This is a genomic window from Dysgonomonas sp. PF1-14, from assembly GCF_029892965.1.
Lineage (GTDB): Bacteria > Bacteroidota > Bacteroidia > Bacteroidales > Dysgonomonadaceae > Dysgonomonas.
On sequence record NZ_JARXWN010000008.1, the window covers coordinates 1 to 20609 of the forward strand.

General features: G+C 41.7%; 18 protein-coding genes and 1 tRNA gene. 7 read left to right on the forward strand and 12 right to left on the reverse strand.

The features are described from left to right. Positions 1-99: 99 nt before the first annotated feature. From M2448_RS10730 to M2448_RS10750, 5 genes are all read left to right on the forward strand, one after another. Positions 100-354: a hypothetical protein gene (locus tag M2448_RS10730; protein WP_280646945.1), complete on the forward strand. Its 255-nt coding sequence runs from the start codon at positions 100-102 to the stop codon at positions 352-354. Further along, positions 351-830, forward strand: a complete 480-nt coding sequence (locus tag M2448_RS10735; RefSeq protein WP_280646944.1) for a phage holin family protein — start codon at positions 351-353, stop codon at positions 828-830. The genes M2448_RS10730 and M2448_RS10735 overlap by 4 nt, the downstream gene beginning before the upstream one ends. Beyond that, positions 814-1218: an N-acetylmuramoyl-L-alanine amidase gene (locus M2448_RS10740; protein WP_280646943.1), complete on the forward strand. Its 405-nt coding sequence runs from the start codon at positions 814-816 to the stop codon at positions 1216-1218. Before M2448_RS10735 ends, M2448_RS10740 begins: the two co-directional genes overlap by 17 nt. After that, positions 1215-1634 (forward strand): hypothetical protein, encoded by a 420-nt coding sequence (locus M2448_RS10745; protein ID WP_280646942.1) that lies wholly within the window; start codon positions 1215-1217, stop codon positions 1632-1634. The genes M2448_RS10740 and M2448_RS10745 overlap by 4 nt, the downstream gene beginning before the upstream one ends. Before the next feature lie 807 nt (positions 1635-2441). After that, positions 2442-3437 (forward strand): fasciclin domain-containing protein, encoded by a 996-nt coding sequence (locus M2448_RS10750; RefSeq protein ID WP_280646941.1) that lies wholly within the window; start codon positions 2442-2444, stop codon positions 3435-3437. A gap of 156 nt (positions 3438-3593) precedes the next feature. On the opposite strand, the gene M2448_RS10755 is transcribed toward M2448_RS10750, so the two are convergent. The 4 genes from M2448_RS10755 to M2448_RS10770 all read right to left on the reverse strand — a co-directional run bounded on the left by M2448_RS10755 (position 3594) and on the right by M2448_RS10770 (position 9894). Next, positions 3594-4523, reverse strand: coding sequence for a DMT family transporter (locus M2448_RS10755; protein ID WP_280646940.1), 930 nt, complete (start codon positions 4521-4523; stop codon positions 3594-3596). Between the two features lie 840 nt (positions 4524-5363). Further along, positions 5364-8168 carry a M16 family metallopeptidase gene (locus M2448_RS10760; protein ID WP_280646939.1) on the reverse strand — a complete coding sequence of 935 codons (2805 nt, stop codon included), beginning with the start codon at positions 8166-8168 and terminating at the stop codon, positions 5364-5366. 267 nt (positions 8169-8435) lie between these two features. Next, positions 8436-9293 (reverse strand): endonuclease/exonuclease/phosphatase family protein, encoded by an 858-nt coding sequence (locus M2448_RS10765; protein WP_280646938.1) that lies wholly within the window; start codon positions 9291-9293, stop codon positions 8436-8438. Between the two features lie 214 nt (positions 9294-9507). Further along, positions 9508-9894 (reverse strand): diacylglycerol kinase family protein, encoded by a 387-nt coding sequence (locus M2448_RS10770; protein ID WP_280646937.1) that lies wholly within the window; start codon positions 9892-9894, stop codon positions 9508-9510. 490 nt (positions 9895-10384) lie between these two features. Between M2448_RS10770 and M2448_RS10775 the strand changes: the two genes are divergently transcribed. Together M2448_RS10775 and M2448_RS10780 are read left to right on the forward strand one after the other, a co-directional pair. Next, positions 10385-10741, forward strand: a complete 357-nt coding sequence (locus M2448_RS10775; protein WP_280646936.1) for a hypothetical protein — start codon at positions 10385-10387, stop codon at positions 10739-10741. 108 nt (positions 10742-10849) lie between these two features. Next, positions 10850-12169, forward strand: coding sequence for a mechanosensitive ion channel domain-containing protein (locus M2448_RS10780; protein ID WP_280646935.1), 1320 nt, complete (start codon positions 10850-10852; stop codon positions 12167-12169). Positions 12170-12229: 60 nt separating this feature from the next. On the opposite strand, the gene M2448_RS10785 is transcribed toward M2448_RS10780, so the two are convergent. The 8 genes from M2448_RS10785 to M2448_RS10820 all read right to left on the reverse strand — a co-directional run bounded on the left by M2448_RS10785 (position 12230) and on the right by M2448_RS10820 (position 20604). After that, positions 12230-12305: transfer RNA gene (locus tag M2448_RS10785), tRNA-His, on the reverse strand. A gap of 1074 nt (positions 12306-13379) precedes the next feature. After that, on the reverse strand, positions 13380-14252 hold the full coding sequence (locus M2448_RS10790; protein WP_280646934.1) for a pyridoxamine kinase: 873 nt from the start codon (positions 14250-14252) through the stop codon (positions 13380-13382). 742 nt (positions 14253-14994) lie between these two features. After that, positions 14995-15210, reverse strand: coding sequence for a heavy-metal-associated domain-containing protein (locus M2448_RS10795; RefSeq protein ID WP_280646933.1), 216 nt, complete (start codon positions 15208-15210; stop codon positions 14995-14997). Between the two features lie 119 nt (positions 15211-15329). Continuing rightward, positions 15330-17546: a heavy metal translocating P-type ATPase gene (locus tag M2448_RS10800; protein ID WP_280646932.1), complete on the reverse strand. Its 2217-nt coding sequence runs from the start codon at positions 17544-17546 to the stop codon at positions 15330-15332. An 88-nt stretch (positions 17547-17634) separates the two neighbouring features. Then, positions 17635-18204: an AraC family transcriptional regulator gene (locus tag M2448_RS10805; protein ID WP_280646931.1), complete on the reverse strand. Its 570-nt coding sequence runs from the start codon at positions 18202-18204 to the stop codon at positions 17635-17637. A gap of 529 nt (positions 18205-18733) precedes the next feature. After that, positions 18734-19132, reverse strand: a complete 399-nt coding sequence (locus M2448_RS10810; RefSeq protein WP_280646930.1) for a VOC family protein — start codon at positions 19130-19132, stop codon at positions 18734-18736. Positions 19133-19170: 38 nt separating this feature from the next. After that, complete coding sequence (locus M2448_RS10815; RefSeq protein ID WP_280646929.1) at positions 19171-19809, reverse strand: HAD family phosphatase; 639 nt, start codon at positions 19807-19809, stop codon at positions 19171-19173. A gap of 18 nt (positions 19810-19827) precedes the next feature. After that, positions 19828-20604, reverse strand: coding sequence for a porin family protein (locus M2448_RS10820; protein WP_280646928.1), 777 nt, complete (start codon positions 20602-20604; stop codon positions 19828-19830). Positions 20605-20609: the final 5 nt, after the last annotated feature.

The window sequence follows — 20609 nt, forward strand, 5'->3', positions numbered from 1 at the left end:
ACATAGATCAGGACTTGAACAACGAGGGTATTTTATATCTCGCTGTATTCGACCGCATACTGACTGATAATGAAAAAGCAAGTTTAACAGCGTAATAATATGGATTTACAAACAAAAATCGACAATGCCATACCTAAAGACAAGCTGCTGCATTTTTGCAGTGGCTTGCTGCTGGCTCAGTTCGCGTATATATGGATATGGCTGTTATTCCTTCCTGTTATTGCAGGATTCGGGAAGGAGTTATACGATAAATATGTGAGGAAAACAAGATTTGACTGGTACGATGCTGCTGCCACCATAGCAGGCGGCATGTCTGTTGCAGCAGTTATAACAATTAAAATATTACTATTATGACACTATTTATACACTCATTGCTTACAGGAGATTATGCCGACCTGCGCATAAAACTCGCCATAATAGCCATTATGTGGCTGTTTGTGGCAGTGGCTATCGTTATCGACCTCATAAGCGGATACCGCAAAGCCAAAGAACGCAACGAAGCCCGTACCTCGTACGGACTCCGCCGGACAGTGACTAAGATAGTCATGTATTATGCCATGATGCTCTTTGCCTTTATGTTCGACTGCATCGGTATGTTTTTCTATCCGCAGCCCTATGTAACCTTTATTGCCGCCGGATTCCTGATCTTTATAGAAGCCAAATCAATACTGGAGAAGGCAAATGATAAAGACAAAAAGAAACTGAACAAAAGCCTACAAGATCTGTCGGCAATACTGGATAACCGGGACGACCTGATAAAAGGAATCGCAGAAACCTTAAAGAATCAATTAACCGATAAAAAAGAAACAGAGGATGAGACGAATAGATAAAATTATTATCCACTGTTCGGCCACCAAAGAGGGGCAGCATTTTACAGTGGAGGATATCGACCGATGGCACAAAGCAAGAGGCTTTGCCAAAATTGGCTATCACCATGTCGTTTATCTCGATGGCAGTGTACACAAGGGCAGAAACGAATCTTTGCTCGGTGCACACTGCTTGGGACACAATGCCACATCGGTAGGAATATGCTATATAGGAGGGCTCGACGAAAACGGACGTCCGAAAGATACCCGTACCGATAAACAAAATGAAGCATTGACACGACTGGTGTCCGGTCTACAGATCAAATACCCGAAAGCAACTGTGCATGGGCACAATGAGTTTGCAGCAAAGGCATGTCCCTGCTTCGATGTAAAAAAAGAATTCAGACTATGAACAGACAGAACAAAAAGCATATAACCACTCTCCTCTTTGTTGCCGTAGTCACTTTCCTGTTCATCTTTGCCGGATGCAAACCTACTATGGTTTATGTCCCTGTAGAAAGTGTAAAAACTGAATACAGAGATAAAATACAGCGCGATTCGGTACATCTGTACGATTCGGTGCTGATAAAGATGAAAGGAGATACCATATGGCTCGAAAAGTATAAGTATCTGTATCGCGACAAGCTGATACGAGATTCTATTTTCAGAACCGATTCTATACAAGTGCCCTACCCTGTAGAGGTAGAGAAGGAGACAAATCGCCTTACCTCATTTCAGGCATTTCAGATATGGTGTGGCAGGATACTCTTGCTCATGCTTATAGGCTGGCTGGCTCTAAACAGGCTGAAGAAACTAATAAATAAGTAACATTCAAAAATGAGACTGTCCCAAAAACAAGAAGGGCAGTCTCTTTTGCTATTTTATTTAGTAACTGTTTAAATTTGATTCGCTCAAATTTTTAGAACTATTTTTGAGATAGTTTTTTCTTCTTTATCGAAAAATAAACCCCCGGAATGAAAACTCCGGAGGTCAGTGTAGTTAATAAAGAGTGGTTCGGTTGAAAACAAATTATCAATCGATTATATCTTTCACTCTATTAGCTAAATTACTGACAGATAAAAGGCAGATCAATAGCATGAAGTGCTGTTGTCCGTAGTTTATTCTGAATTATTTGTAGTTGAACTCTTGTCTTTGTATATATTCCAGGCACAATATAAACTCTCTGGCAAAACAAATATATGTAATTCAATATCAAAAAACAAATTTATTCGCAACGAAGTTAAATCATTTAACATCACAGGTGATAAATCTGTATTCAAAACAATGTAAATAAAGTTACTATGTAAAATATTTATCACAGTGAAAAACATTATAATATGTTAAAATCCATTTAATCATACAGCTTTTTCAGCCCTGAAATCATCAATTATACTGTCAGACTTATTCAACTTAGAGCAAGAATGGCTATGTTTTGTGCATAATGCCCGTTTCACGTTATAATTATCATTGCACAAAAATGAAATAAAGTGCCATAACCTATTAACCTATGGCGACATCCAGACACATTAAGCATTGCGGGGAATGGAGTTTCTGAAGAAATATCCGTAAACGATCTTAGTATTAATCAAGATAATAATATTTATTGTTGAATTTTTATTAATAAAATGTTTAATTATGAAAAAGATTTTCTATCTAAGTATTGTAGCATTGGCACTTGGTTTCTCAACACTATCGTGTAGCGATGATGATGGTCCTACACCGCCGCCAACAGACAACACCCAACTGAAAGCTGTTGCCGAAGCCCTCGGGAAAATGGACGGTGTATCAGGCTTTACAGAGGTGCTTTCCGATAATGTAGAAGGCATAAATGTAGGTGAAGGTAATATTACCGTATTTGCAGTGAAAGATACACCAGCCGAAGGGAAAAAAGCGGCTGAAGAAGTGGAAGATGAGGCTATAAGCAAGGACAACATTACCCGCCACATTGTAAAAGGAACTTACGACCTTACAGATTTTGCTGCCGACTCGCTCGTAATAGAGAATATTACTGGTAAGCCACTGGTTATAACCAGCAAAGACGGCAAATTGTACATCAATGATGTATTGATGGAAACAGGCACGCCTACAAAAGCCGGAGACAACCTCATCTATCTGGTAGACAATGTACTGCCTGTAGTAGAAATGGAAAAACAGACATCAAATTTCCTTGTGTACGAAATCAATGAAAAATGGGCTGAAGGTGCTGACGAAAAGGCTGTATCGAAAGGTGCAGTTATCAATTTCTTCAGATACAACAATGAAGAATTCGTTCAGATTGGTTCTGTCACCACTGACGAAGAAGGAAAAGCAATGCTTGAACACTATTATGCCGACAGCCTTTTCTACACTATCGACAAAGAAGGAAAAGCTCCGTTGCGCGACGATTATCTGATCTCAGGTTTGTTTACAACACAGAAACAAATAGATGAAGCTCCTGAATATAAAACAGGAACTGCTCTGGATAACATAGCTCTGGGCTCACTGATGATCATAGATATTAACGTTGACGGTATTATAGATGCAGGAGATAAGGTAGAAAACGGATATATCAAAGTAGCCAAAGGCGAGGAAGCTACCGCAAGAGTAATAGTTTCTGAGACATACGGAGTAGAAACAGAACCCGAATCATAAGCGTTCCTCAATATGCCGAATACATCTCGCGTTTTTTTCAAGAAATGTCCGGACAATAGCGTTTGTCCGGACATTCGTTTTTTATTACAGTTGCTTTCTATCCTTAATTATAAAGATTAGGGGTTATGGATATAAGCACTATTGATGCAATTTGTTCTATGCTATCTCTTTCGCCTCTTTCGATTTCACATTCGTAGCCACTATCGCCAGCAGGATAAGCACCACCCCCACCCAGCGGATAGCATCTACCGATTCGTGCAGTACGAATGCCGAAGAAAGTGTAGCCACTGGCAGCTCGGCAGCGCTCAGAATAGCCGCAATAGAAACCCCCACACGCGGAATACCCACCGAGAACAGGAACGGAGGCAGTACAGTACCCAGCAGAGCCAGAATCAGCCCCCACGCATACAATCCACCGAAATATACCCCATTGAAGAAAAAGAGGGGTGGGAAAATAATCCATGTAAGCATACACGAACCGGTGATCATCAGCGCACTCTTTTTCAGTACAGGCAGGTCGTTGCCTATGCGTCCGCTTGTCATCAGGAAGATGGCATAACAGGCAGCAGCCAGCAACCCGAACACGATACCCTTCAGATTGAGGACGATAACATCACTGAACAGCCCGCCTGCCAGTAATGTACCGGCAAGTACAACCACCAACAGCAACAACTGTTTGCGGCTTGGCTTCTTCTTGAATACGATAGCTTCTATCAGCATGCTTATCCACAGGTATTGCATCAGTAGTATGATGGCGACCGAAGCAGGCAGCAGCTTTACACACTGATAGTAGAAAATTCCCACCAGTCCGGTAAATGTACCTGCAAGTAATACTTTCCACCATTTGGTTTTCACAGGAGATCCGGTTGTTGCAGCTTTTTCAGGTTCTTCTTTATTTTCTTTTCTGAACTTTGAAGTGATGAGGTAGAGTAACCATAGTATTGCCATTCCCGAGAACGACTGCGTACCGGTGATCTCTCCCAGAGTGTAGCCTTCGGCGTATGCAAATTTTACGATTGTAGATAATAATCCGAAGCTTGCTGCTCCGATAAAGACTAATAAGCCTCCTTTGATTCTTTCATTCATATTCCAACTATTAAAATCTTTGGAGTAGGCGCACAAAAAAAGGAATATCCCTTTCTTCGGATACCCCCTCCATTTATTCGCTCGTTCGCATATATCATATATAATATATACGTTTTGGTACTGCAAAAGTACAAGCTTTTCGTGTTAATGAAAAACATTTTTCTCCTAAATTTTGTGAATACGATTGTTTTTTATGGTTTACATTATGTATATTTCGCTCATTTAGGCCCTATCAGCAACTATATATTATCAATGCAAATCAGAAGTTGAGATTATATGTTCAATTTCTTTCTGCGCGCAATCACAGATTGCTTGTATTCCTTTTGGCCTAAGCCCCAAAAGGAATCAAAAAGTCTTTAGCGCCCCGCTTCATAGGACGACCCGTTAGAGGGCTCAAAGGCGCGGGCTGAAGCACGATTGGGAGACGATAACCCTGTCTTGACAGTGCGTCGCGACTCTGTGCATTAGCTCCGCAAGCGGGTACCTGTCCGGTGCAGGCGGCGTAGAAGGGGATGGGGCGATAGCCCGTTTGTCCCCTTCAGTCGGCAAGCCGTTGACAGGTCGCTGAGGAGCGAAGCACTAGACTTTTGTTTACTTTTTGGCAATGAATCAACGATCGACGAAGCGAAGGCGAGTCAAAAAGTAAAAACAAGCACGGGAGTGCGCGTTAGTCATTAGCTAAATCTATTAACTCCAGACTAAGATTGAGGTTATACAAATTGAACATATAACTTAATCTAACGACTAATATGCGGACAGCAAAGCGTATCCTTAAAAACAGAAAAAAAGCCTCAGAAATACACTATCCTGAGGCTTTTTCGCTATATATTTCCTTATCTGTTACTTCTTCGGATTCATAATAACTTCGATAAAGTTATCTTGAGAAACCAATGCTTTGGTAACAGCTTTGATGTCGTCTTTGGTAAGGGCGCTCACTATCGACATGTAGTTGGAGTGATTGTCTTCACCGTAGAAGTAATTAGCACCTACGATGCTGAGCCAGTAACCGTTAGTCTTTTCGTCCTCCTGGAATTTCTTCATCATATATTCTTTCACTTTCAGGAAGTCTTCGTCCTCAGGGCCATTCTCAGCTATCTTTTTCACTTCGCGGTCGATGATAGGAGAGATGGTTTTAACCCTTTCAGGATCGGTGTCGAAGCTCATATACAGCTTGGTTTGTCCTTCCGGTATGCGGCTGATGCTCGATCCTACGCCTACACCATAAGTACCACCGGCTTCTTCGCGTACTGTACGTACATATACGATGTCGAGTATCTGTTTCAGAGCCGACAGGCATATCTGATTCTTCTGATCGCGTTTCAGTGTGCCGCTATACAATTCGAATACCGATGTTTTAGGAGTTTTCATTTCCTGCTCGAAAATGTTTTCGAACTTGCCTTTGCGAAGGTCATCACTCATTTTTTTGTATGTAGCGTCCTTATTGCCCGCAGGCAGCGAAGCCAGATATTGCTCTACCAGTGGTTTCAATGTGGCTTCGTCTACAGTTCCTACAAAAGTGAATGTAAATGCTCCCGGATTAGCATACACTTCCTTGTATATTTCTAATATGCGGTCATAATTGAGCTTCTCGGCATCTTCCAATGTCATTTCCTGTTTGCGCGGATTGTCGCCATACTGTGCTTTGGTAGTGTTCACACTCATTATGAATGACGGCTCTGTACTCAGATTTTTTAGCTGATTCTTAATCAGATCCATCAATGTAGTGTATGCACCTTCGTCTTTGCGCGGAGCGGTGAAATAGAGGTATGTAAGCTGTAGTAACGTTTCCAGGTCTTTTATGTTAGATCTTCCGTTAAATCCTTGTGTATTATCGGATATACTGGCATTCACGCCTGCCGATTTGCCGGCAAGTGCTTTCTTTAAGTTGGTAGAGCTGAAATTACCGATTCCTCCAACGTATGGAACCATGCTCGCCATAGAGGCATTGTAAATGTCGTTGTCGGCTACGATAGACGTACCGCCGTATGCTACCGCAGACATCATTATTTCATCGTCTTTATAGTCTGTTTTCTTTATAGCTACTTTCATGCCGTTAGACAGTGTCCATAGTGTAGTACCCAGTTTGGCATCGGTTTCTGTTTTTACTACAGTTCCCGCCTTAGGCAGTTGAGTGATAAGCGGCTCGTTCGATACCTCTTCCACATAGGCAGTGATGTCTTCGCTTGCGGCAGCCTTGAATGTAGCCAGCAATTCATCGGTAGTCGGATATTTTATACCCTCTTTTTCAGGGCCAGTAACGGTGATTATCACATTTTTGTCTTTGATCAACTGCTGCACCATGCCATTTACCATTTGGGCACTAATCATCGGCGCCATCTGTTTCAGGAAGTTATATTCATATTCTATTCCCGGTATTCCTTCGCTGTCGGCAAAGCTGCGTACATACTCCTGTACATAACGTCCGTTAAGTTCCTTGTTGCGGTTGTTGTACATGTTCTCGTATTGTTGCAACATATTTGCTTTCACTCTTTCCACTTCCGCATCGGTAAAACCGAATTTTTTTACACGTTCGTTCTCTCTTGCGATAACAGCTAGCGTCTCGTTTATCTTACCTTCTTTGCTGAGGGCAATAGTAGTCCATGCATCCTTTGTTTTGGCTACGAAGAAATGACCGTCATACGCCAGCGATGCGGCAAACGGAGCATCAGCCTGTTGCGAAATTTCTTTCAGACGGTCTGAAAGCATTGTCGATGCCATATTTTTTACTATACCGGTAATCAGCTCTGCCTGTGTGCTTTTCAGTTGTTCAGGCAACACTTCATGCTTCAGGTAAAGAGTGACGCGGGTATTCACTTCTTCCGGATCGGTAACCACAGATACAATAGGCTCGTCGTTGTCGGGCACAGGGTGATAGACTCTTTCTGCTGCATTCACAGGTTTCGGTATGTCGGCAAACATTGTTTTTATTTGTGCTTCTACCTTATCCACATCTATGTCGCCCACTACTATTATGGCTTGCAGATCGGGTCTGTACCATTTGTGATAATAATCTTTCAGCGTTTGATAAGAAAAGTTTTCTACTACTTCCATCTTACCGATAGGCATACGATCGGCGTACTTGCTATCTTTGAAGATAACAGGCAACTGCTTTTCCCAGATGCGTATGCTGGCTCCGTTGCGGGTACGCCATTCTTCTTTTATCACAAGGCGTTCTTCGTCTATCTGCTCATCTTTCAGGGCAATAAATCCTGACCAGTCATGCAATACAAGCAGGCACGAGTCGATGATAGGTTGGCGTACGACAGGCACATTGGAAAGATTGTACACTGTTTCGTCAAAAGATGTATATGCATTCACATTCGCACCGAACTTAACACCGATAGATTCCAGGTAGTTGAGCATAGTTTTCTTTCCCGGAAAATTCTTTGTTCCGTTAAAGGCCATGTGTTCAAGAAAGTGTGCTAATCCTGCCTGGCTGTCTTCTTCCTGCATCGAACCCACCTTCTGGGCGATGTAGAAATCGGCTCTCTTTTCGGGATAAGCATTGTGCCTGATATAATAAGTCAGGCCGTTTTCCAACTTGCCAAACCTCACCTGCGGGTCTACAGGAAGAGGCTGTGGCATCTGAGCCTTAACCATTCCGGCCAAGACGATCAGAGCTAATAATGTCAATGATTTCCTCATGTTTTTAGTGTTTTGTTAAAACTATAGTCAAATGTAATCTTCTCGGTGTATAGTGCATATAAAAATATATGTATCTTATTATTTGTGTTTTAATTGCCTCCAGCTTTAGCTGGAGGATAGAAGCATGATATAGCGAAAGGCTTTAGCCAAAACCGTTTCGACTCAAGTCGCTTTCTATCCGGTTACATTATCCACGACTTAAAAGTCGTGGCAACTAATATACTTGAAAAATAATATCTTATCATCCTATTTGTATAGAAGATATAATCAGTCTATCACAACCTTTGCCATCACAGCCTTATGATCGGAGAAGAAGACTCCGTTCAGCAAGTCGGGCAATACTTCATAATCAGTTACCTTTATCTGTTTGCTCACAAATATGTAATCCAGCAGCACACGTTCGTTTTCGGGCAGTCGTCCGAAGTCGTGGAATGTCCAGTCTGTACCGCCTGTTTTGGTGGCAATGGTTTTACTGTCGAACAAATGATCAGCTTTCGACTGATCGGTTATATTCTTTATTGTTTCCGAATCGGGTGTATCATTGAAGTCGCCAGTAAGCACAATCGGCATTCCTTTGCCCAGTTCCATCGCTCTTTTCATCAGCAGGTTTCCGCCTTCTTTGCGTGCGGTGAGCCCGTCATTGTCCAGATGCGTATTTATGGCAAACACTTCTTTGCCTGTTGTATTTTCTTTCAGTATAGCCCAAGTGGCTACACGTATGTACGAAGCATCCCAGCCCTTCGAACCGGCTACTTCGGGTGTTTCGCTCAACCAGAAAGTTCCCGATTTTACTTCCGTAAATTTATCTTTTTTGTAAAACAGGGCACTGAATTCTCCTCCGTCTTTACCGTCTTCGCGGCCTACACCGATGGCGTTATATTCGGGCAGGCGTTCTTTCAGGTCGTTTAGCTGATTTACGAGCACTTCCTGTGTGCCTAGTACATCTATATTGTTGTCTTTTACCAATTGTGCCGCAATGTCTTTGCGGTATTGCCAGTTGTTGAGGCTGTCGCCTGCATGGTCGAGGCGGATATTGAATGTCATTACATTCAGTTCCAGTGGTTTGTCTGTTCCACAAGAAATAATTAATAAGGGAAGAACAAGTAAGTAAATTAGCTTTTTCATGTTTTAATTTGATTTTATGTGATTGTTTAAACAGTATAGGTTAAACAACCCATATACATCTTTGTTTCTTTTTCCGGTAAGAATTTCCGGTATATATTGTTTTTTAAGCATCTACAGATAGTGATGCCGTTATAGTTTCCGAGCTTTTATTCAATGTTGCAGATGGCGATTTTCGTGCAATTCGTACCGCATCTGATATATTAGTCTCTATTCGTTAAAATAAATCACACAATTTGGGTAAAAAAATAATTGCTCCACATATAACAGATATTACAGATGCAAAAAAAACTGCTGCGGCAGCCAGGTCTTTGACCTTTCGTATCATCTCGTTTTTTTCGGGTGTTACGTGGTCGCAGAGGTTTTCAACAGCCGAGTTCATAATTTCCAATCCGAATACAAGAGCTACCAGTATAGCTATTATCATCCATTCGGTTGCCGATATATTCAGCAGAAAGCCGGCAATGATCACCACAATGGTGATACCGGTGTGGATGCGCGAATTGTGCTCCTCCTTAAAGAGTATTTTCATCCCGTTGAGGGCATATAATGCTGATTTGGAACGGGTCTTCCATGAGAATTTTTCAGTACCTTTCCTGCTCATGCTTTCTATTATTTATTGGTAGCATACATAATACATTTTATGTACAATAACAGTATTTAGGGCGTGCTAGTTGCCACGACTTAAAAGTGGAGGCAACTAATGCGCTGACAATAAAGTGTATATAATTCTATCGAATATAAACTCTAATGCTAAGGTATAAAAATATGCTGTTGTTATCATATAATTGGCTGTATTTCTTTAATTATTTTTAGGAACTGTTTTACTTTAATACAGATAAGTATTTGTAAAGGCATCCGATATTTGTTAATTTTGAAAAAATAAAAACTAAGTAACTGTTTAAATCTGATTGGCACTCTTATTTTGTATTATTTCAAATATATTTTTTTCTTTTTATTCGCAGGTTTAGCGGGCTAAACCAAGAGTGAAAAGTAGAAAATAGAGAAGAAAGAATAAAAATAAGAGCCAAAGAACAACAAAAAACAGTTATATGAATATTTTTTGGTCTAATTTAAACAATTACTAAAGGAGTATGAAGAAGTGTTATTTATTAATAATCGCTGTTTTCTGCATTACTTTTTCAGCCTGTACTTCGCAAAGCTACGATCTGGAAAGAATGGGGGATGCCGTAAAAAGCCATTTCCGATACCGCGATCAGGATAACGGTACGGTTACCAAAATAGAGTATCTCAAAGCACTGTCGTATGAAAAAATACCGGAAGACAAAAGAGAGAAGCCCGATGAAGAATATTTATGCAAAGTCTACGTGAAAGGTACATGGGCTTATGATAATAGTTATCGTGTATTTAATATGAATGATACATTAGACTGTTTTTTCGACAAAAGCAAGTCATTGTTAAGAATAGGAGAAATTAAAGAACATTTTTAAGTAGCGAGAGCAGAACTGAATTTATTTCAAGTTATGCCGAATATCGCCAACCGGCGATTACAGGAGCGAAACGTATGTAAAACGACTAATAAAATTGAAAAGTAAATTATGAATGAACAAAAAACACAGGTCGAGATTGACCCTATAACGGCTACGGTATCGAAGTGGATGCAGGAATTTCTTTCGGGAATGGGTGTTCCCGAGCATCTGATCGAATATACCAAGCTGTTTATCCTTATAGCTTTAGTGGTAGTAATTGTATATGTACTGCAATTGCTGACAAAATATTTGTTGACATTTATATGTAGAAAAGTCAACAAAGTAACGAACCTTTCCTTTTTCAAGTATGCCATCAATAATAAGCTACCCTATTATCTGGCGTTGGTAGTACCATATTCTTTTGTAAGGAGTGCTATACCGGTTGTCTTTCACGACTTTCAGGGATGGATAAGCCCGCTTACAAAGCTGACCGATATATATATGGTCTTTATGGTGATATGGACTATAATGTCTCTCATCAAATCGCTTGCCGATGTGTTGCAGGAACGACCAGCGTTTCACAACAAGCCGATGAAGAGTTACATTCAGGTAATCTATATTATCTTCTTTATATTCGGGGCGGTTGTTATTTACTCTATACTCACAGGTAAATCAGCTACGGCATTCTTTGCAGCTATGGGTGCGGCCTCAGCTATTATGATGCTCGTCTTTCAGGATTCTATCAAAGGCTTTGTGGGCAGTATTCAGGTCAGTGCCAACAATATGGTGCAGATAGGGGACTGGATAACTATGAATAAGTATGGAGCGGACGGCGATGTGGAAGAGATAAACCTCACGACTGTGAAAATCCGTAATTTCGATAAAACGATAACAACAATACCGACTTACGCGCTTATTTCGGACTCGTTCCAAAACTGGAGAGGAATGAAAGAGTACGGCGGACGGCGTTTCAAGCGTGCCTTGAATATCAAATATGATACAGTGCGTTTCCTTAGCGATGAGGAATTGGAAAAATACAAGAAAGTAGACGGACTGAGAGAATATATCACAGCCAAAGAGCAGGAGTATGCAACGCTGAACAAGGGTACGGACAGCTCCATACCGCTGAATGTACACCGGATAACGAATAGCGACCTGTTTCTGCAATATGGTACCTATTATTTGCGCCAGCATCCGAAAATCAGCAACGAACTTACGCTGTTGGTGCGGCAACTTTCACCTACATCTCAGGGCTTGCCTATCGAGTTGTACACGTTTACTACTACTACTGTGTGGGCCGAATATGAAGTCATACTTTCAGAGGTAGTGAATCACTTTATCAGTGTGGTTCCGTTCTTCGATCTTAAGCTATACGAAGAATCATCGGGCAGCGACGAATATAATGTATTTATGCGCGATGTGACCAAACAGAAAAATCTGGAATCGTAAAAGTTATATATGTTATAAAACAAAAAAAGAAGCTGTTGAATAACAGCTTCTTTTTCTTTTGGGTGAAAGACGGGTCTCGAACCCGCGACCTTCGGAACCACAATCCGACGCTCTAACCAACTGAGCTACAATCACCATGTTTTCAATCGCGGTGCAAATATAGATATTTTTATTATAATAACAAGCTCTAAAGCAAAAAAAAACACTTGCAATTTGCATTCTCAGCGCAAATCATAAGACAATCAATATTCTATGCCGAAAATAAATATTCTATCACGCAATAGAGTTTATATTCAATAGAGTTGTCAGCGTTTTGTTGTTAGTGTATTAGTTGCCTCCACTTTTAAGTGGAGGAGAGAAAGGGATGTAGGCGAAAGACTTTAGTAAAAACAGCTTCGACAAAAGTCGATAGCTATTCTGCCAATTATCCACAACCTCAAAAGTTTTCTACTACGCGCAATCACAGATTGCTTGTATTCCTTTTGCCCGAAGCCGCAAAAGGAATCAAAAAGTCTTTAGCGCCACGCTTCATAGGACGACCCGTTATAGGGCTTAAAGGCTAAACAAAAAAACTCGCTCACAACTTTGTATTGTTCCAATCAACGGTTAAGCTCAAACACGTTTTTTGTTTTACGCCTTTCTCACCCTACGGGTGCCCCGTCCATAAAGCTAATGGCGCGTGCTGACGCTCGATTGAGTGACGATTAGCCTGCCTTGTCGGCGCGTGCGACTCTGTGCATTAGCTCCGCAAGCGGGCACCTGTCCGGTGCAGGTGGCGTAGAAGGGGATGGGGCGATAGCCCGTTTGTCCCCTTCAGCCGTCAAACCGTTGACAGGTCGCTGAGGAGCGAAGCACTAGACTTTTGTTTACTTTTGGGCGATGCAAAAGTAAAAACAAGCACAGGAGTGCGCGTTAGTCATGAGCTAAATCTATTAACTCCAGACTAAGATTGAGGTGCTAAAGTTGATACTCGATCATACAATTTCTACTGTCAGATGAAATTCAACCTCAAAATACATTTTTTTCTTTCAAATCCCCTCCCCAAAAGCCCTTAGAGGGCGTTTGAAAGAGAAAAATGTTGTCAGATTAGCTGAAACTTATTTTGAGTGTCTGTAAGATCGAGTCCCATTTTTTACAATTGAGGTTATACAAATTGAACAATTATTTAATACGATCTCAACTACTGATAGGCATAATTAATCCTGCTCGGTTATATCGATTCGTAACTTGTCACCTGTATCGGGATGTTGAGGTTTTGCAATACCTTTTCGAGCAGGATGCCTTCTCGTGGATCAGATTCGTATCCGAATGTAGCCCTGATGCCCTGATAGCAGAACTGTGCAGCCCTGTCTAGTGCCATAGGCAGGCTATCGCCTTGCATGAGTGCGCCGGTAGCCACACTGGTAAAGGTGTCACCCATGCCCGGATAATGAGCCGGAAGGTAGGGGCAGGTAATCTTCCAGAAACGGTTCCCGTACCGGTTGTAAGCATAGACGGATGTCTTGTGCGGGTCGTTCAATACAGGTACATTGGTAATAATAACTATCTGCGGGCCTTTTGCCGATAATTGCAGTAGATATTCTTTCAGTTCCTCATCCGTATTTTCCGTTTTGTATGGTATATCCAGCATGTAGAACAATTCGGTGAGATTTGGGCTGATAACATCTGCAACCGTTATCAGGCGGCGCATTTCTTCTACTATTTCCATATCGAAGCCGGAATAGAGCTTGCCATTGTCGCCCAATACGGGATCTATCACTACCAGATTGTCTTCCTTGCGGAAATCCTGTATAAATTTTTTTATAATGCTTACCTGTCTGGGTGAACCCAGATAACCCGAATAAAAAGCATCGAATTCTATTCCGAGTTTTTTCCATTCGGCTATGATCTTTGATATTTCGTCTGTCAGATCGAGAAACGAAAAGTAAGGATATTGGGTATGGTTCGACAATATGGCTGTCGGCAACGGGTTTACCTGAAAGCCCATAGTAGTGAGTATCGGCATTACCACAGAAAGCGACACGCGCCCTATTCCTGATAAGTCGTGTATCGCTACTATTTTCTTTGTTTTGTTCGAATACATTTCTGCGTGTTGAAATAATCGGTAAATATAGTGAGAATTGTATCAATCCTACTGTTGTTGCCGATATTTATTAGTGCTTGTTCCAAATAGGAATATAATCGTTCAATATCTGCATTTTAGTTGCCTCCTGCTTTTGCTGGAGGATAAAGAGATGGCTAACAAAAAGGCTTTATCCAAAATAGCTTTGACTAAAGTCGATTCCTATTTGTCAATTATCCACTTAAAATTCGTGGCAACTAACACACTTGATAATAAGTAATGCGAATCAGTATTTGATGTTATATCAAATAAACGTTCAATTATTTTCTACTGCGCGCAATCACAGATTGCTTGCATTACTTTTGGCCTAAGCCCCAAAAGGAATCAAAAAGTCTTTAGCGCCACGCTTCATAGGACGACCCGTTAGAGGGCTCAAAGGCTAAACAAAAAAACTCGCTCACAACTTTGTATTGTTCCAATCAACAGTTAAGCTCAAACACGTTTTTGTTTCACGCCTTTCTCACCCTACGGGTGCCCCGTCCATAAAGCTAACGGCGCGGGCGGACGCACGATTGAGTGACGATTATTCGCCTTGTCGCGCATGCGACTCTGTGCATTAGCTCCGCAAGCGGGCTAAACCAAGAGTGGAAAGTAGAAAATAGAGAAGAAAGAAGAAAAATAAGAACTAAAGAAGAATCGGAAACAGTCCCATGAAATATTTTCGGTCAAATTTAAACAGGCTCTAATATCCCCAAAACAAAATTTATTCACTCACACTTTCTATATTGAACCCTGCTTCTTTTACAGTTTCTATTATTTTGCTTTCGGTAATGCCGTCCGATACCACAGTCAGTATCTTGTTCTTGTTTGTAGTGTCTACATTCCAGCTGGAGATACCTTCGACAGCGTCCATAAACGGGGTTACTTTGGCTATGCAACCACCACAATTGATATTTGTTTTAAATGTAAATGTTTTCATATTCTTCTTTTTTTGCCCCTCCTAGCCTCCCCAATGGGGAGGGATACAGAGAGAGTATTATAATTATGAATTTCGTGTCTTTGTTTTAAAGTCCCCCTTGGGGGATTGAGGGGGCACTTTCACTTCTTCCATTTCAACCTCAGGCTGTTGCTGACTACACTTACACTGCTCAGCGCCATTGCTGCCCCGGCAATCATCGGATTGAGCAGAAAGCCACTGACAGGATAAAGGATGCCTGCCGCAATAGGAATGCCTATGAGATTGTATATAAATGCCCAGAACAGATTTTGCCTGATGGTCGTTACCGTTTGTTTCGACAGCTTTATCGCTTCGGGTATCTTTGTCAGATCGGAAGAAATGATCGTCATTTTGGCTACATCCATCGCTATGTCGCTGCCTTTTCCCATTGCTATGCTCAGGTCTGCCTGTGCCAGAGCCGTACTGTCGTTGATGCCGTCACCTACCATTGCTACGGTTTTGCCTTCGGCTTGCAGTTGTTTTACAAATTCGGCTTTCTGCTGAGGCAATACTTCCGCTTTGTAATGCCCGATGCCCGTTTTGGTCGCTATTTCTTTTGCAGTGGCTTCATTGTCGCCTGTGAGCATATACACTTCTATACCTGCTTTCTGCAATTGACGGATTGCCGTTACGGACGTATCCTTTATTTCATCGGCAATGGCAACTACAGCTATCGCCTGTCGGCTGTCGGCAAACCAGATTACAGTTTTAGCTTCACCGCTAAGTTTTTCAGCTTCTTGTAAAAGTTTATTGTCTATGCCTATATTGTTTTCGCTTAGTAACTTACGATTGCCCGCAAAATACTTTTCGCCGTCTACCACACCGCTTGCGCCTTTTCCTGTTATGCTTTCGAAGGCAGAAACAGGTAAGGCAGATGCTCCCTCAAAATAGCGTATTACAGCCTCAGCCAAAGGGTGTTCCGATTGTTTTTCGATACTGTAAAATATATCTTTCCGGCTATCGTTACCATCAGCCCACAGAATGTTTGTAACCACCGGTTTACCTTCGGTAATAGTGCCTGTCTTGTCCAGTACCACAGCGTTCACTTTCTTTGCCAGTTCGAGGCTCTCAGCATCTTTTATCAGTATTCCTTTTTCAGCGCCTTTACCTACACCTACCATGATGGCAGTAGGTGTTGCAAGTCCCAAAGCACAAGGACAGGCGATAATAAGCACTGTTACCAGAGCCAGCAGCCCTTGTGTAAACCCGTTGTTACCGCCGAATATGAGCCATACGACAAATGAAATAACAGCAATAGCAATGACTACAGGAACAAATATCCCTGCGATCTTATCTACCAGTTTTTGCACCGGAGCTTTGCTGCCCTGAGCATCTTGTACGGTCTTTATGATCTGTGCGAGCATTGTATCCGAACCCACTTTCTCAGCCTTGAATCTGAAACTGCCTTTCTGATTGATCGTTCCGGCAAATACCTTTTCATTCTCCTCTTTCAGCACAGGTACGGGTTCGCCGCTCAGCATGCTTTCATTTACATACGAATTGCCTTCGGTAACGCGTCCGTCCACAGCGATTTTTTCACCGGGTTTTACCAGTATTGTATCGCCTATGTTTACGTTTTCTATCGCTATTTCCTTATAATCTCCGGCGGCGTCTATGATTGTCACTGTTTTAGGTTGCAGGCCTATCAGCTTCTTTATGGCAGATGAGGTATTACCTTTGGCTTTCTCTTCCATCAGGCGACCTAATAATATAAAGGCGATGATCACGCTGGCAGCTTCAAAATATACGTGCGGATGGATTCCGCGCTGCATCCAGAAATCGGGAAACAGGGTATTGAACACGCTGAACAAATATGCTGTGCTCGTACTCAGCGCCACAAGGGTATCCATGTTTGCCGAACGGTGCTTTGCCTGTTTCCATGCATTGACGAAAAAGTCCTTACCCAGCCAGAAAATGACGGGGGTAGACAATGCCCACATTATTTCGTTGGCATACGGTATGTCCATAAAGAACATGCCGATAATAACCACAGGCAGGGATAGTACGACCGCCCAGATGGTTCTCTGCTTGAGGCTGTTGTATTTCTTTTCGTGTATTTCTTCAAGCATATCACCCGCTACATTTTTATCTTCTTCTATGAGCAGGTCGTAGCCACCATCCTGAATGGCGGCGCGCATATCTTCGGGACTGATCACCTTCGGGTCGTACTCTACTGCAAGGGTGGCTGTGGCAAAATTGACTGACGCATTGTCTACACCGTTGAGCCCTTTGACGATGCTTTCGGCACTGATAGCGCACGATGCACACGATAGTTGCAGTACGGGAAATGTTTTCTTTGTTATATTATCGGTTTTCATAATTTGTATTATTGTAATATTTATAATACAAAGATCGTAACAAATGTTCCCTGATTTGTTACATTATTTTCCGAAAAGTTTATGAGATTTACACCTCGTCGAGCGGTTTGCGTTTATTGCTTTTTATTTGTTTGAAGTGGCTCGGGGTCAGTCCGGTCACTTTCTTGAACTGCGCGCTGAGGTGTGCCACACTCGAGTAGTTGAGGTTGAATGCGATCTCATTGAGCGTAAGCTCATCGTAGACAAGCAGTTCTTTTACCTTCTCTATTTTCTGGGCAATGAAATATTTCTCGATGGTAGTGCCTTCCACTTCCGAAAACAGGTTGCTGATATAGTTGTAATCGTGGTGAAGCTTTTCGCTAATGTAGTCGGACAGATTTATTTTGAGGTTGTTGTTATTGTAATGTACGAGTTCTATGATCAGGTTTTTAACCTGTTCTATCAGCCGCGCTTTTTTGTCATCTATCAGTGAGAAACCAAGCGATTCCAATGTTCCGCCAAGCTGTTCTTTTTGTTGTGGTGTGAGATTTTCGGAAAGGGTTACTTCGCCCAGTTCTACCGAAAGGGGTTCTATGCCCAGTTTTTCGAGTTCCGACCTGACAACCATTATACAACGGTTACACACCATGTTTTTTATATATAATTTTTTGTCAGCCATTATCTTAGTCCTTTCTATGTCTTTACTAAACAAAAAATGTAAGCTTTTGTTTTTACGTCCGGCTTACATTCTTTGATATATCGTGTGAACCGATAGTTGATTCGGTAGTTGCCACGCCTTTTGAGGCGTGGAATTGTATCCATCTTAAAAAAGACTTTAGTCTAAATCAATTTGGCTAAAGCCTTTTTCTTATTTCTCTTTATCTCCTCCACTTAAAAGTGGAGGCAACTTAGAGCCTGTTTAAATTTTATTCGTTTAGGTTTTCAGAACTATTTTTGGAATGATTTTTTCTTATCTGAAGCGCGAATAGCGGGCTATTCAAGCTGAAGAAAGGGGAAAATCGGACAAAAAGAGACTGAAAATGAACGAAAAATGAACGATAACAAAATGTTTTGGTAAAATTTAAACAGGCTCTAAGTAATACATAATATTTATTGTCGTGTTCAATGCTGTAGGGGCGAAATATCTTTCGCCCGAAATAAAACACATCGGGCGAATGTTTATTCGCCCCTACAGATATCTATAATATTTATTCCGATTCGTCAGTGTCTAAGCAAAACGGATGTCCCGCAGGATCTATCATTGTTCTCGATGTTCTGAAATATTGTTCATCGGCTACCTTTGCCCCACATTCTACGGCAAATTGGACAGCCTCTTCCAGATCTTCGACATATATATCGAGATGAAGCATTTGCCCCTGTTTCCCTTTTTGGTGCGGCCATATGGGTGGCTGATAGTCTTCTATTTCCTGAAATGCAATTACCGTACCGTTCGGCGAAGTGATAGCCGCCCAGCCGTTAGCACGCGGATGTGTCCATTCCCAGCCCAGAAGCTTGTTGTAGAAGTCAGCCAGAATGCCTGCATCGGCACAATCTATTACCAGATTGATTTTCAGAACAGATAGTTTGTCTTTCAATTTTATACTCATATAGCTGTGTATAAGATCAGAAACGGACAATTAGAGCTTTAGTTCAGTAATCCCACTACTTTGCGCATATCGGCGAAGTCGGGAATCACCCTGTCAATCACTTTTTTCAGATCGGCTTCGCTGTTGGTTGTCGATAATCCGATAACACGCATGCCTGCATCTAGTCCTGCCTGTATGCCGAAAAACGAATCTTCGAATACAGCACATTCGTCAGGCGATACGTTCAGGTCTTTTGCTGCCAGCAGATAGCACATCGGGTTTGGCTTACCTTCGGTGATGCGGTTGGCTGTAACTTCGGTATCGAAAGCTCCTGTAAGTTTCATTTTCTCCAGTGCTATCTTCATCTTGAAGTCCTGCGAACTGGTAACCAAGCCTATATTGTAACCGTTCTCTTTCAGATATTGTATAAATTCGAGAGCGCCATCTACAGGAGGATATTGCATATTCCGTTCAAATTCTTCGGTATCTTTGATGATTGTATCCAGTTCTTCTTTTGGCAGATGTTTCAAATATTTGTCTATGATGTTGGGCATAGTAACACCCTTTACCATAGCGGCAAAGCTTTTAAAACCAAGATTATATTTTTCGCCTACTTTGTCGAAGAAAGCATCATACTGAGGTTCGGTATTGGCAACAACACCGTCAAAATCGAAAAGAACTGTCGTAATATGTGTCATGTTTGTATGTAAAGTGAATTATTTGATTCTGTAAGAAACGCCGAACGATCCGTACAGGTTCTGCATTTTAAATTGTATCGGGTTCTGGTCTCTGTAGAAAATATCGGTCAGTCCCCAGTCGAATCCTACAAAAACACCCAGACGTTCATTTATCTTGTATTTACCCATAAAGGTAAATCCTGCATCGAAATCGCGCATATTGTCGCTGAAGTCGAACGTTGCCGGATTGTCGGCCTCTATGGTAACGATAGGTCCGTTAGGCTCGCCGTCTCTGAGGTAACCGTCGGATACATTTCCTGTAAATTTCGATTTCAGAATACTGGCTGCATATATACCGGCTCTTACTTCCCATTTTTCGTTAAAGTTGTACACGCCCGAAACCGATAGGGAAAGGTATTGCAGGTTTACATTGGTCATGTTTTTACCAACAAAGTAGCCATCTACCTGTCGTTGTTCCTGGCTGCCTTTTTCCGATACCAGCACTTTGGTTTTCATATATTTGACGTGGTCTGTCACACGCATACCTTTTATTCCCAATGATAGTTCGGACGATATTCCCCATTTACTGTTGAGGTTGTATATGGTATTTACCCCTATGCGCGGATTTATTTTAGGATTGTAACTGTCTATTTTCCTTACTTCGGCAGGCAGTGGCACAGGCATCGATCCTCCCATGCTGAGCCCCAGATTGAAGTACCATTCCAGCGTTTTTTTCTTCTCGGGATTGTCGTCTGCTTTCAGGCCTGTACTCAGTACGAAGAACGCTGCCAGTATAATGAATATTTTATTTTTCATATTTC

Coding starts and splice junctions, on each gene's coding strand:
- M2448_RS10750 (WP_280646941.1), top strand. CDS start 2,442: ATGAAAAAGATTTTCTATCTAAGTATTGTAGCATTGGCACTTGGTTTC.
- M2448_RS10780 (WP_280646935.1), top strand. CDS start 10,850: ATGAATGAACAAAAAACACAGGTCGAGATTGACCCTATAACGGCTACG.
- M2448_RS10770 (WP_280646937.1), bottom strand. CDS start 9,894: ATGAGCAGGAAAGGTACTGAAAAATTCTCATGGAAGACCCGTTCCAAA.
- M2448_RS10810 (WP_280646930.1), bottom strand. CDS start 19,132: ATGAGTATAAAATTGAAAGACAAACTATCTGTTCTGAAAATCAATCTG.
- M2448_RS10760 (WP_280646939.1), bottom strand. CDS start 8,168: ATGAGGAAATCATTGACATTATTAGCTCTGATCGTCTTGGCCGGAATG.
- M2448_RS10730 (WP_280646945.1), top strand. CDS start 100: ATGGATTTACAAACAAAAATCGACAATGCCATACCTAAAGACAAGCTG.
- M2448_RS10745 (WP_280646942.1), top strand. CDS start 1,215: ATGAACAGACAGAACAAAAAGCATATAACCACTCTCCTCTTTGTTGCC.
- M2448_RS10790 (WP_280646934.1), bottom strand. CDS start 14,252: ATGTATTCGAACAAAACAAAGAAAATAGTAGCGATACACGACTTATCA.
- M2448_RS10775 (WP_280646936.1), top strand. CDS start 10,385: ATGAAGAAGTGTTATTTATTAATAATCGCTGTTTTCTGCATTACTTTT.
- M2448_RS10795 (WP_280646933.1), bottom strand. CDS start 15,210: ATGAAAACATTTACATTTAAAACAAATATCAATTGTGGTGGTTGCATA.
- M2448_RS10820 (WP_280646928.1), bottom strand. CDS start 20,604: ATGAAAAATAAAATATTCATTATACTGGCAGCGTTCTTCGTACTGAGT.
- M2448_RS10735 (WP_280646944.1), top strand. CDS start 351: ATGACACTATTTATACACTCATTGCTTACAGGAGATTATGCCGACCTG.
- M2448_RS10800 (WP_280646932.1), bottom strand. CDS start 17,546: ATGAAAACCGATAATATAACAAAGAAAACATTTCCCGTACTGCAACTA.
- M2448_RS10740 (WP_280646943.1), top strand. CDS start 814: ATGAGACGAATAGATAAAATTATTATCCACTGTTCGGCCACCAAAGAG.
- M2448_RS10765 (WP_280646938.1), bottom strand. CDS start 9,293: ATGAAAAAGCTAATTTACTTACTTGTTCTTCCCTTATTAATTATTTCT.
- M2448_RS10815 (WP_280646929.1), bottom strand. CDS start 19,809: ATGACACATATTACGACAGTTCTTTTCGATTTTGACGGTGTTGTTGCC.
- M2448_RS10805 (WP_280646931.1), bottom strand. CDS start 18,204: ATGGCTGACAAAAAATTATATATAAAAAACATGGTGTGTAACCGTTGT.
- M2448_RS10755 (WP_280646940.1), bottom strand. CDS start 4,523: ATGAATGAAAGAATCAAAGGAGGCTTATTAGTCTTTATCGGAGCAGCA.